Origin of the sequence: Enterococcus hulanensis, assembly GCF_005405485.1 — a bacterium.
In the GTDB taxonomy this organism is placed as follows: domain Bacteria; phylum Bacillota; class Bacilli; order Lactobacillales; family Enterococcaceae; genus Enterococcus_A; species Enterococcus_A hulanensis.
On record NZ_BJED01000005.1, the window covers coordinates 113,588 to 125,983 of the forward strand.

At 42.2% G+C, this 12,396-nt stretch carries 11 protein-coding genes; 8 read left to right on the forward strand and 3 right to left on the reverse strand.

The annotated features are described in order from the left end of the window. Nucleotides 1-22 precede the first annotated feature (22 nt). Together FFR60_RS07030 and FFR60_RS07035 are read right to left on the reverse strand one after the other, a co-directional pair. On the reverse strand, nucleotides 23-715 hold the full coding sequence (locus tag FFR60_RS07030; RefSeq protein ID WP_137663591.1) for a response regulator transcription factor: 693 nt from the start codon (nucleotides 713-715) through the stop codon (nucleotides 23-25). Beyond that, the gene (locus FFR60_RS07035) at nucleotides 708-2,159 is read right to left on the reverse strand and encodes a sensor histidine kinase (RefSeq protein ID WP_137663592.1); all 1,452 of its coding nucleotides are present in this window, start codon (nucleotides 2,157-2,159) and stop codon (nucleotides 708-710) included. Before FFR60_RS07035 ends, FFR60_RS07030 begins: the two co-directional genes overlap by 8 nt. Before the next feature lie 467 nt (nucleotides 2,160-2,626). Between FFR60_RS07035 and FFR60_RS07040 the strand changes: the two genes are divergently transcribed. From FFR60_RS07040 to FFR60_RS07075, 8 genes are all read left to right on the forward strand, one after another. After that, nucleotides 2,627-3,826 carry a quaternary amine ABC transporter ATP-binding protein gene (locus FFR60_RS07040; protein WP_137663593.1) on the forward strand — a complete coding sequence of 400 codons (1,200 nt, stop codon included), beginning with the start codon at nucleotides 2,627-2,629 and terminating at the stop codon, nucleotides 3,824-3,826. Beyond that, the gene (locus FFR60_RS07045; RefSeq protein WP_137663594.1) at nucleotides 3,819-5,543 is read left to right on the forward strand and encodes an ABC transporter permease/substrate binding protein; all 1,725 of its coding nucleotides are present in this window, start codon (nucleotides 3,819-3,821) and stop codon (nucleotides 5,541-5,543) included. Before FFR60_RS07040 ends, FFR60_RS07045 begins: the two co-directional genes overlap by 8 nt. Nucleotides 5,544-5,811: 268 nt before the next feature. Then, on the forward strand, nucleotides 5,812-7,755 hold the full coding sequence (locus tag FFR60_RS07050; protein WP_137663595.1) for a BglG family transcription antiterminator: 1,944 nt from the start codon (nucleotides 5,812-5,814) through the stop codon (nucleotides 7,753-7,755). Further along, nucleotides 7,756-8,229, forward strand: coding sequence for a PTS sugar transporter subunit IIA (locus tag FFR60_RS07055; protein ID WP_088934075.1), 474 nt, complete (start codon nucleotides 7,756-7,758; stop codon nucleotides 8,227-8,229). Nucleotides 8,230-8,242: 13 nt separating this feature from the next. Then, nucleotides 8,243-8,527: a PTS sugar transporter subunit IIB gene (locus FFR60_RS07060; RefSeq protein ID WP_088934076.1), complete on the forward strand. Its 285-nt coding sequence runs from the start codon at nucleotides 8,243-8,245 to the stop codon at nucleotides 8,525-8,527. 38 nt (nucleotides 8,528-8,565) lie between these two features. Further along, on the forward strand, nucleotides 8,566-9,939 hold the full coding sequence (locus FFR60_RS07065) for a PTS galactitol transporter subunit IIC (RefSeq protein WP_088934077.1): 1,374 nt from the start codon (nucleotides 8,566-8,568) through the stop codon (nucleotides 9,937-9,939). A 25-nt stretch (nucleotides 9,940-9,964) separates the two neighbouring features. Then, entirely contained in the window at nucleotides 9,965-10,471 is a 507-nt protein-coding gene (locus FFR60_RS07070; RefSeq protein ID WP_137663596.1) for a hypothetical protein, read from the forward strand. Beyond that, nucleotides 10,471-11,118 carry a class II aldolase/adducin family protein gene (locus tag FFR60_RS07075; RefSeq protein ID WP_137663597.1) on the forward strand — a complete coding sequence of 216 codons (648 nt, stop codon included), beginning with the start codon at nucleotides 10,471-10,473 and terminating at the stop codon, nucleotides 11,116-11,118. The genes FFR60_RS07070 and FFR60_RS07075 overlap by 1 nt, the downstream gene beginning before the upstream one ends. 66 nt (nucleotides 11,119-11,184) lie before the next feature. Here the strand turns inward: FFR60_RS07075 and FFR60_RS07080 are convergent, their stop codons facing one another. Further along, nucleotides 11,185-12,216, reverse strand: a complete 1,032-nt coding sequence (locus FFR60_RS07080; protein ID WP_137663598.1) for a zinc-dependent alcohol dehydrogenase — start codon at nucleotides 12,214-12,216, stop codon at nucleotides 11,185-11,187. Nucleotides 12,217-12,396: the final 180 nt, after the last annotated feature.

The following is a 12,396-nucleotide window of genomic DNA, read 5'->3' on the forward strand; positions in this document are numbered from 1 at the left end:
GCAGCTTGGATCTATAAAGTAATTATGGTCGAAAGCGATAACCGGCTCCCCAGACAGTTTGGATATGCTGCGGGTTGGCGGGATCTTTTTCGATTTTTTCTCGCAGTCTGCTGAGATGGACCGCCACGGTTCGGCTATCGCCGATTGCATCCAGTCCCCAAATTTTTTCGTAAAGAGCTTCTCGAGTAAAAACAATCTCAGGATTAGACATTAGAAAAAGGAGCAGCTCATATTCTCTGTTTTTAAACTCCACTTCGATGTTATCGACAAAAACGCGTCTTGTTTTGGTATTTAGTTTAAACTTCCCATAATCTAAAACTTCAGAAACGACTGAGGTATTTTGCTGAGAGGCACGTGCATACTGAGCTAAGTTTGCCTTCACCCGAGCCACAAGCTCCATTGCTGAGAAGGGCTTTGTAATGTAATCGTCAGCACCGACACCGAGTCCCATGATCTTATCCGCATCTTCTACCTTGGCAGTTACCATTAAAATAGGAATGGAGAGTTTTTCCCGCAGCTGCTTGCATATCTCCACCCCATCCATATCAGGCAGCATTAGATCCAGTAAAATCAGATCGTAAGAATTGGAAAGGGCCTCTTCCAAGCCTAAATGACCGTTCATGACCACTTTTGTTTCATACCCATTAATTGTGAGAAAATCCTGTTCTATTTTTGCTATTGCCTTGTCATCTTCAATGATCAATACTTTATCCATTCTCGATCCCCTCCAATACTGGTAATGTGATGATGATTTTTAGTCCATTTTCTGGTCCGTTATCCGCCTGAATCGTTCCTGAAAAGCGGTGGATAATCTTAGCTGAAATGGCTAACCCCAGACCATTTCCATTCCGTTTTCCAGTACTAGTGCGCGCCTTATTCCCGCGATAGAATATTTGAAACAACTTGTTTAATGAATCCTCGGATACTCCGGGTCCGTTGTCCTGAAAGATGATCGTGATATGATCATTCTCTTGATAGGATTTTATCAGTAATTGGTTATCCTTTTCTGCTCCATACTTTAATGCATTTTCTGATAGATTTGTAAAAACAGTCCGCAATTGAACAGGATCGGCTTCGACATATTTCTGGTGGGTCGTATTCTCCAATGTGACGGTCATGTTCTCTTCATAGTCTTCTGCGGCTCCTTTTGCAAAACTATCAAGAGCTAAGCCGATATCGAAGATCTCTTCAGAAAAGGGAAACTCGCCAATATCCAGCTTTGAAAAGAGAAAGAGCTGTTGAACGATGTGTTCTAGGTCATCTGTTTTGGAAATGATTGTTTCCAGGTATTCTTTTTGCAGCCGTGGCGTAGCGGCCACACCTTCAACCAGTCCTTCTGCATATGTTTTTATCGATGTCAGGGGGGTGCGAAGATCATGAGAAATTCCAGCCACAAGTTCTCGCCGGTTCTCGTCGTCTTTTTTTCTGGCTTCGATTAACTCCTGCAGCTGCCTTGCCATCTCATTAAAATCATTACAGACTTCGGCAAATTCATCCTTTCCTTCGTAGGTGATCCGATAACCTAAGTTTCCGTCCCTGATCTTATGGACACCATTGACGAGGATGTTCAAAGGATTGATGATGCTGCGAAAAACGAACCTTGTCAAGATTCCATTTGTTAATACGATCGCAAAAAGAATGAATATAGCAAATAATACGCCAGGATTGATTGTTTGGTTGATCAGATCAAAACGATTGTCTTTATCATAATCATGATCTTTGTTATAAAGATAAACGCGATACTGTCCGGCTTGAACAGTAAAAAGAGCAGTATTATCGATAGTATAATGGCCGCGGCTCTTATCTTTCTCCTGAGCCAAAGTAGTGAGAGGCGATGTGGTGAAATTGCCGTCTTGATAAAGCTCCTTATTTCCTTCATACAGAGCGATCGAAACAGCCTTGCTTTTTTGAGGAAGATCGAAGGAAGCAAGATCACTTTTGATTTTTTCCTCGTCAGCATATTTCCATTCTGTTGATCGGCTTTTCATTTCCGCGACTGTTTGGTAAAACACATCATTGCTCCTTGAATGAAGATTGCCCTCTATGCCTGCATAGTTAAGAACGATATTGATAAAGATTGCTGATAACAACAAACATAACAATATCGGTATGATGATCATTAAGATGTTGGAAAAAATCAGTCGTCGTCGAATGGTCACGCCCTTCACCCCCCTTTTTAACAGTATACGAAATACGCACTGCCTATTTCACCTTTTTAATGAGATAAGCGTAAAAAGTTTTCGTCATTTTTCACGGCTTGTCATAATAGGATTTAATGCTTTTGCCAGCAAGCAGCAAAACCGGACTTAAAGGACCTATTATCAGATTGCCGATTGCAATTCAATGTGTGAAAAGATGGATCAGAAATATTCTTTTGCCTTCCTTATTAGAGGGTAAACAAAAAGGTATAAATATGTCGCACGAAATAGTTAACAGTTGTTAAACTAGCGAAGGGAAAAGCTGGGGGACTAGCGTATGTAGCCTGTTAAAATATATCGAATGATCGATATGTTTAAATTGGTGAGTGAGCTTCGTGATTTACTGAAAATTTTCAGCATCTTCTTTGACAAAAGTGACCACATGGTGTTAATGTGGTATGGTCACTTTTTTAGAGGAGGATATTTTTTTGAGTAAAGTTAAGGTAGAACATCTGACTAAAATTTTCGGCAAGAAGCACCAGCAAGCCCTTGCGATGATTCAAGAGAATCGCGACAAGAACGAAATTTTAGCACAAACAGGTGCAACTGTCGGTGTATATGATGCAAGTTTTGAAGTCAATGAAGGAGAAATTTTTGTCATTATGGGGCTTTCCGGCAGCGGAAAATCCACAATGATTCGTTTATTAAATCGCTTGATCGATCCAACTTCTGGTGAGATTTACATAGATGGAGAAGACATTGCCAAAATGGACAAAGAAGCACTGCGAGAAGTGCGTCGACATAAGATCAATATGGTTTTTCAAAATTTTGGTTTGTTTCCTCATCGAACGATTTTAGAAAATACAGAATACGGTCTTGAAGTCCGAGGCGTGCCTAAGGCGGAACGTCAAGCTAAGGCAGAGAAGGCCTTAGAAAACTCGGGCTTATTAACATTTAAGGATCAATATCCTAGTCAATTATCCGGTGGGATGCAGCAACGGGTCGGTTTAGCGCGGGCTTTAGCCAATGATCCAGAGATTTTATTAATGGATGAAGCTTTCTCGGCCTTGGACCCATTGATTCGTCGTGAGATGCAGGATGAATTATTGGATCTGCAATCAAACGTGCAAAAAACGATCATCTTTATTACCCATGATTTGAACGAAGCATTGCGTATCGGTGATCGAATCGCTTTGATGAAGGACGGACAGATCATGCAGATCGGTACAGGAGAAGAAATCCTAACCCATCCAGCAAACCAATATGTCAGAGACTTTGTTGAAGACGTGGATCGTTCGAAGGTCTTGACTGCCCAAAACATCATGGTACCTGCTTTGACGACGAATATCGAAGTTGATGGACCAAATGTTGCGTTGAATCGGATGCGCAAAGAAGAAGTCAGCATGCTTTTAGCTGTGGACCGCAAGCGCAAGCTGAAGGGAAGTCTTACAGCCGATAAGGCATTAGAGGCTCGCAAAAACAATTTAACACTGAAAGAAGTCATCGACAAAAATGTCCGCCGCATCCCTAAGGATATGCTGGTTACTGACATTTTCAATCTGATTTTTGATTCGCCGGCACCGCTGGCCGTAGTCGAAGGCGACCGCTTAGTCGGCGTCGTTATTCGCGGCAGTGTCTTAGAAGCGTTGGCAGATACAGAAACAGAAGAGGTGAAATTGAATGTTTAATTTTTTACAGCAAGCTTTGCCCGTCGCAGATTGGGTTGAAAGTTTTACAGAATGGTTAACAGGAACATTTGCAGGACTGTTCTCAGCGTTGCAGCATGCAGGACAATTTTTGATGGATGGGATGACGAATCTGTTAACGATGATTCCGCCCTTATTATTGATACTTATCTTAACGGTCGCCGCCTTTTTTATCTCCAATAAAAAATGGGGACTGACGAGTTTTACTCTGATCGGCTTATTATTTATATACAATCAAGGTATATGGATCGACTTGATGAGCACAGTTACTTTGGTGCTTTTATCTAGTCTACTGTCAATCATCATCGGGGTACCATTAGGTATCTTGATGGCGAAAAATGAGACAGCGAAAAAGATCATCACGCCGATCTTAGACTTCATGCAGACAATGCCGGGGTTCGTGTACTTGATCCCAGCCGTTGCCTTCTTCGGGATCGGAATGGTTCCCGGGGTTTTCGCATCAGTGATTTTTGCTTTGCCGCCAACTGTACGTTTTACTAACCTAGGGATTCGCCAAATTCCGAAAGAATTGGTGGAGGCTTCTGATTCATTTGGTGGAACAGGGCGTCAAAAATTATTTAAATTAGAATTGCCGTTAGCAAAAAGCACGATCTTAGCAGGGATCAACCAAACAACGATGCTTGCTCTATCGATGGTCGTGATCGCGTCAATGATCGGAGCTCCCGGTTTAGGTCGCGGTGTACTGTCAGCGTTGCAGCGTGCACAGGTTGGGAATGGCTTTGTCAATGGTTTGGCATTAGTCATTTTAGCCATCATTATTGACCGCTTCACGCAAAACATCAATAAACCAAAACAACAGGCGGCTGAAAAAATGCCGAAAACGAAAAAGAAAAAAATCGGGATTGCAGCAGGTGTCGTAGCGGCAATTGTGTTACTTGCTTCTTTTGGCTTCGGCGGATCATCTAACGAAAACAAAGGAACGATCAACCTAACTTACGTGGAATGGGATACAGAAGTTGCATCCACCCATGTAGTCGGCGAAGTCTTAAAAGAAATGGGCTACAACGTCAACATGACACCATTAGACAATGCGATCATGTGGGAATCTGTCGCAAAAGGCGAATCGGATGCAATGGTAGCTGCTTGGCTGCCGAACACCCACAAATCCCAATTTGCTCAATACAAAGATCAAGTTGATGATTTGGGTGTCAATCTGAAAGGTGCTAAGGTCGGCATCGTCGTTCCAGATTATATGGACGTAAACTCGATCGCAGATTTAAGTGATCAAGCCAATAAAACGATTACGGGAATCGAGCCGGGGGCAGGAGTTGTGAACGCAGCTGAAAATACCTTGAAGGCTTATCCAAACTTAGCAGATTGGAAGGTCTCAACCTCATCATCAGGCGCTATGACCGTCGCCCTTGGTCAAGCAATTAAAAAGAAACAACCGATCGTCATTACCGGCTGGTCGCCGCATTGGATGTTTGCTAAATATGGATTGAAATATTTGGAAGATCCAAAAGGGGCGATGGGATCAGAAGAAGCGATCCATACGATGGCACGTAAAGGTCTGAAGGAAGACCAACCTGAAGCCTATAAAGTATTGGATAATTTCCATTGGAACCAAAAGGATATGGAAAATGTCATGCTCGCCATCAATGAAGGAACAGATCCATCTCAAGCAGCCAAAGACTGGATCAAAGACCATCAAAAAGAAGTCGATGAGTGGAAGAAATAGTAGAAGCAGAAAATTGCTGGTCCAGGGGGATCAGCAATTTTTTTGTCTAAAATTCTTGAATGCTCAACTTTCATAAATCTTTTCAAAAAAGAGTGATTCCCATTAATTACCGTTTTCATGATTAATGATGAAAAAAGGATGCCTTTTAACAAAGAAGGAAATTGACTATGATGAATATAAGAGATAGTGAGGGTGTCTAGTTAAATGATTTATGGCAACCCATTTTTCTCTTGGAAAAATGATTATTTCAAAACGAGGAGGTGTGAAAATGGAAAAAAGCATGCGGCGTCGGAATCAGTTATTATCATTACTCCTTTCTGAAAGCGATTACAAAGCGACGGATTATTTTGGTGAGAAGCTAGAGGTTTCGACAAGAACGATTTTGAATGATGTGAATTTTTTGAACAAGGAACTGGTAAAAAAAGAAATAGAGATCGTCAAGGTTCCGCGGCACGGGATTAAATTAGTTGGTATTGACGGGAAAATCAGTCAGATTGCCGATATTTCAGTGGAAAATGGCGTGGATGTTTATGACGTATTGGGCAGAAGAGAAGCGATCTTCCGTCAATTATTTCTGAACCCGGAAGGACGATTGTTAGAAGGCTTGGAAATCGATTTTTTTATCTCTGATTCAACACTTAAAAAGGATTTGGATTATTTGCAGCGTTATCTGCGTCGTTTTGAAGTCAAGATTTGTCAAAGTAAACGCAAAGTTGCACTCAAGGGAGCAGAGGCGGATATTCAACAATCCTATCAAAATTTTCTGATGACGAAGTTTCCTGATACTTTGCTGGTCAATAATGATGAGCTGCTGATCCAACTGAGTAATTATTTTCCGGAGACACGGATTCAGCTAGTCAAAGACACGCTGGAGAAGTTTTCGGATATGTTTTATAGCGATATTTCAGATAAGTATTTTTCAGCAATTTTTCTTACAATTTTATGTTTGCTTACTCGAGCAGATAAGGGCTGTCATATGACGATCGAAGAAAAGAAGAAAAACGAATTAGAAGATTTGGCGCTTTACACTCAAACCTATGAAATCTGCGCCTTCATTTCTGCTAACAGTTCGATCGAGCTTTGGTACCCCGATATTTATCATTTATCCGAAACACTCTATGCCATGAATGTAAAACCCTATTACAAATCAGCGAAGCAGTATAGCGATTGTTATCAAGAAGCGGTAGAAGAATTGATGGCCGATTTAGGCAATTTGCTGAATATTGATTTTTCCGGTGATCAGGAATTACATGATTCGCTGATGACTCATATCGTACCGATGATCTATCGTCTGCGTCGCAATATTTTGATCAAGAATCCTTTTATGGAGGAAATCAAAAACCGCTATTTATTGTTGTATTCCATGATGTGTTACGCCACCAGCAGTATCGCACAACGTTTTTCAATCGAAATTACTGGTGATGAGATTTCTTTTCTGGTGATTTATTTTCAAGTTTCTTTGGAACGAAAGTATGGTGTGAGCTTCCGCAATATTTATGTGGTTCTTTCGCGCGGGCTGATTACTGGTGATTTGATTTATACGAAAATTCGGCGAATCATTCCTCATACGGACAAGGTGATTCAAATGACAACAAAAGATTTCGCGCAGGTGACATTGAATTCGCGGGATGTCGTTGTGACTACTGATACCAGCTTAAAGGCCAAAAATGTCGTATACATTTCTCCGATGATCAAAGACGAAGAGATCAGCCGCATTGTCCATACCTATTACAAACGCTACAACGCGACTGCAAAAGAAAAAGCACAGGTTCAAAATCAATGGATCAATCCCGAACTTATTTTTCTGCAGCAGCATGTGGAGAATAAGGAAGAGTGCCTGAATTTTATGATCCAACAATACCAGGAGCTGGGGATCGCGAAAAAGAATTTCGGTGAATCTGTTTGGGTCCGGGAGAAGTTGGGCGATACTAGTTTTTCTGTCAGTGTTGCGATTCCCCATGCGGACCCGAGTGAAGTCAATCAAACCTCGATCGGGATCATGACATTGGATAAGAAAATAAATTGGGGCATCAATAATGTCAATGTGATTCTATTTTTCGCCATTTCGGATACGGATATCGATGCGGCCAAGAGCAAAATTACCGGCTTACTTGAGTTTATCGAGAAGGAGGAGAATGTTGAAAAGCTGATACAAGTAACAGACAAACAGACACTTTTGGATTTAGTGATGGGGGAAGGGAGTGCAATTTAGGTGGCTGACTTTTGGGATGAAATGTACTTAGACGAGCATTTGGTAGATTTGGAAATGGACGAGCCGGATAATTTTTCCGCATTGGCAGCATTAGCCGATCGTCTTGAGGAAAATCAGTGTGTTAATGGAGCATTCAGCTTGGCGATTCAAGAGCGGGAAAAAGAATTCGCGACCGGCTTGCCCTTGGAACATATAGGGGTTGCGATTCCTCACACCGATTCAGAATATGTCTTCAAGCAATCGATGGCGATCGGCATTTTAAAGCAGCCGGTGATGTTTGAAATGATGGGTTCCCCGGAGGTCCTAGTTCCGGTAAAAATCATGTTTATGCTGGCGATCAAGGAACCGAAAAAGCAATTGGAATTTTTACAGGCATTGATCGATATGTTTCAAACAGACGAAAAGGTCTTAGCAATTATTCAAGCAAAATCGGCAGCGGAAGCCGTGAAAAAAATGAAACAGAATTTAAATTAAGGACGTGGAAAAAATGAAAAATATTTTACTAGCATGTGGTTCAGGGATCGCGACTTCAACAGCGGTCAATGGAAAAATTTCTAAATTATTGGATGAAAATGGTTATAAAGGCAAATACAAAATTACGCAATGCAAGATTTCCGAAGCCCCTAACAAAGCATCTAATTATGATTTTTTGATCTCCACAACGGTGATCCCTAAAGATTTGGACTGTGAATCTGTTTCGGGTGTATGCTTTTTGACTGGTGTGAACACCAAACCGACGATCGATCGCATTTTAGAGTTGATGGAACAGTAATCTGCACAAAATAATACGAGTAAAGAGAGGGAATAATCATGGATACTATTATTAAAGTGTTTCAATTTATTCAGGGGTTGGGTGTATCCGTTGTAATGCCAATTGTCATTTTTATCATTGGTTGTGCCTTCCAAACTGGCGTTGGGAAAAGCCTTCGGGCAGGTCTGACAGTTGGGGTCGGCTTTATTGGTTTGAACTTGGTCATCAACTCGTTGTTAGGAACCAGTCTTTCGCCAGCCGTGCAGGCGATGGTTGATCGCTACGGTCTCAGTTTGTCGACGATCGATGTAGGATGGCCGGCTTCTGCGGCGATCGCGATGGGTTCGACAGTTGGACTGATCATCATCCCGTTAGGATTATTGGTCAATATTTTGATGCTGCTGACCAACACGACTCAAACAGTTGACGTAGATATTTGGGATTATTGGCACTTTGCCTTTACCGGAGCATTAGTAGCGATCATTACCGATACTTTGTGGTTAGGAATCGTTGCGGCAGTCGTAAATATGATCATTATTATGGTTTTGGGCGATGTTACCGCTCCGGAGGTGGAAAAATCACTGGATCTGCCGGGTGTTTCGCTTCCCCATGGGTTCACGACCGCGTATGCACCGATCGCAATGGTGATCAATAAATTGATCGATCTGATTCCTGGGGTAAGAAACATCAACATTAATATGGATACTGTTCAAAAGCGCTTTGGTGTTTTCGGCGAACCAATTTTAGTTGGAACCTTCTTAGGAATTATTATTGGGATTATTGCAGGATACAACGTGACCGACGTATTGACACTAGGTGTTTCGCTGGGAGCTGTTTTGGTCTTGATTCCGAAAATGGCGGCTTTATTGATGGAGGGTCTGATCCCAATCAGCGATGCGGCCAGCGAGTTTATTCAAAAGAGATTCCAAAATCGCGGAAAAATCTATATTGGACTTGATTCTGCGGTAGGTGTGGGTCACCCAGTTACTTTAGCGATCTCATTTATCTTAGTTCCATTATTGATTTTCTTGGCAGTTGTATTGCCGGGAAATACGGTGATGCCATTTGCCGATTTGGCAGTTATCCCGTGGATGTTCGTATTGATCACGCCGATCGTAAAAGAAAATGGCTTCAGAGGGTTGATCGTCGGATTAATCGTCTTGGTTTTTGGTCTATGGATCGCCACGGATTTAGCACCGATGATCACGACTGCTGCCAACAATGTAAACTTCCAAATGCCGGAAGGGGCATCGCAGATTTCATCGATTTGTGATGGTGCGAATCCACTCACTTGGGCGATCGTTCGCTTAAATGGACTGGGCTATATCGGTACAGGAATTGGGGCTGCTGTTGCGGTGGTCATGGCGATTTGGAATCGCAATCGAATCAAAAAAGAAGCGGCACAACTGCACGATGGCGGAGAAGCAGCTTAATTCTTTAATAAAGGGGGAGAGACGAATGAAACGGTTCGAATACGATAAAACATTGTATTTCATGGATGTCCTAGTTACAGGCGTAGTCTCATTGATCGTTTTCCTCATTGCGGTCAGCTCGATCATAATCAATTGGATGCCTGCATTGATGGGGTTAGTCGGAATCGTTGCTTTCTATAGTTTTTGGAATGCCCTCGTTGCCAAAGTCACACCAAAAGAAGTGGATGTAGCAGGTGATACTCTGATCTTACGTTCCTTTAAACGAATTGACGATTACAGTCTGACCCAGCTGAAAAGCTTTAAGATCCGAGAGTTTCCGTCAGCGGGAAAAATGTATTTGCGGATGGACGGCGGCGGGATTTTAAGAGGGCGCTATTGGTTGAATACAAAAAATTATAATGATGGTCAAGAGCTGTTTCGCTTATTACTGGATTTGGAATATGAAAAACATCCAGAATCATTGAAGGCTCGTGCAAGAAGAGTCAATACTGAATATAACGCGCGGATTAAGAAGAAAAAAGAGGCCAGCTGATGTTAGAAAAAGAAAAAGCAGAAATTATCGCAGCAGGAATAAAATTGGACCGCTATGGATTGATTTCCTTGTCTGGCGGGAATGTGAGTATGCGGGTGGATCAGGAAACGTTATTGGTTACCCCCAGCGGAATGATGTATGAAGAGATGATTCCCGCTGATGTTCTAGTAATGAACCTTGAGGGGGAAGTCATTGAAGGTGCGCGGCGACCAAGTGTCGATACGATCGCTATTTGTTATATCTTTCAGCAGATGCCGACTGTCAATGCGGTCATCCATACGCATCAGCCGTATGCCACAGGGATTGGTTTAGTAGTTGATCGAATCGATTGCGATGTGACGACACTTGCCAATACCGCAAAAGGTCCTGTCAATGTAGCTCCGTATAGTTCAGCCGCCAGCATCGATATGGGTTACGCGGTCGTTGACCATATCGGCGATCAATTAGCGGTCGTACTAAAAAACCATGGTGTCGTAACCATAGGGAAAAGTTTGAAGGAGGCGCTGTATGCAGCTGTCTACTTAGAAGAAGCAGCCAAAACATTGTATGTGGCTCATTCTTATGGCGGCGCTATTGCCAAACTTGATGAGGCGCAGATTCAAACGGCGGTTGAAGTATTTAAGGATTATGGACAGAGTAAGAGTTGATTTTTTTACTAGATAGATAGGTAATTAGAACTGTCTGCCGATTTTGGCAGACAGTTTTTGTTTTCCTTATTCAGGTTTTAACAGCACCTTCAATTCTTCCCCATTCATCGCTAACCTGAAGGCTTCTTCCCACTGATCCAATGGCAGGATTTTCGTGATTACTGGTGACAAATCAATTTCGGAGGTTTGCAGCCATTCAATCGTTTTATGCCAAGAGCTGGTCTTTTGGGTGCGGGAGCCGATGAGCTGGATTTCTTTGTTTAGGAGCAGGCTCATATCGACAGGTACGGGATTTTTTGCGAACAACCCCTCTTGAATAACGATCCCTTTCTTTTTAACGATTTCTAATGCTTGCTGAAGTGCTTGGGGGCTGCCGGAGCATTCAAAAACTTGATCGAAGTCTAGCTGATTTGTTTTTTCCTCAAGCAAAGCTGTCCATTCGATTGTTTGGCTGTCGATGGCTTGAGCGACACCAAGCTCCTTGGCTTTGGCTAAACGATAAGCGTCTTTTGAGATGCCGATAAGCGTCACCTCTGCTCCCAAGGACTTCACGACTAATGCCATTAAGACACCAATCGGACCTGGACCGAATACGGCGATTTTCTCATTAGGATGGATGTGTGTTTTTTCCATGGCGGCGTGAATACAGCAAGCAAGCGGTTCGATCAAAGCAGCGACTTCATTTGAAATGGTATCTGGCAGTTTATGACAGCGTTCAGTTTTTGCCAAAACAAACGTGGCGAAGCTGCCGTCTACTTGCGTACCGAGTCCTGTTCGCTGGCTGCACAGATTGTATTCTTGAGCCAAACAGTGGATGCATTTTTCACAAACTTGATAGGTTGTCTCACTAACGACCCGGTCTCCGATGGCTAGATCTGTTACTTTATCCCCTTTTTTTTGAACTATACCAATGAACTCGTGACCCAATGTAAGTGGTATTTGTTTGTTATATTCTCCTTTGAAGGCATGAATATCCGAACCGCAAATACCGCTGAACATTACTTTAATCAAGACCTCGTCATCTTTTGGCAAGGGCTTGTCTAAATCACATAATTTCATATTACCCAACCCGCCGGCTACTTTTCTTAATGCTTTCAATGCAATGCCCCCTTAATTAATTCTTTTATTTAATATATGTTATTAAAAATAAATCTTCTTTAGTATGCCAAGCGTAGCACAGAAGCTGATTGGCTATCTATCACAATTCTTTTGAGAAGTGAACAAAAAGGATTGGTCTTGTGAAATAATAGGGGGAAGATACAATTAAATGTGTAGAGG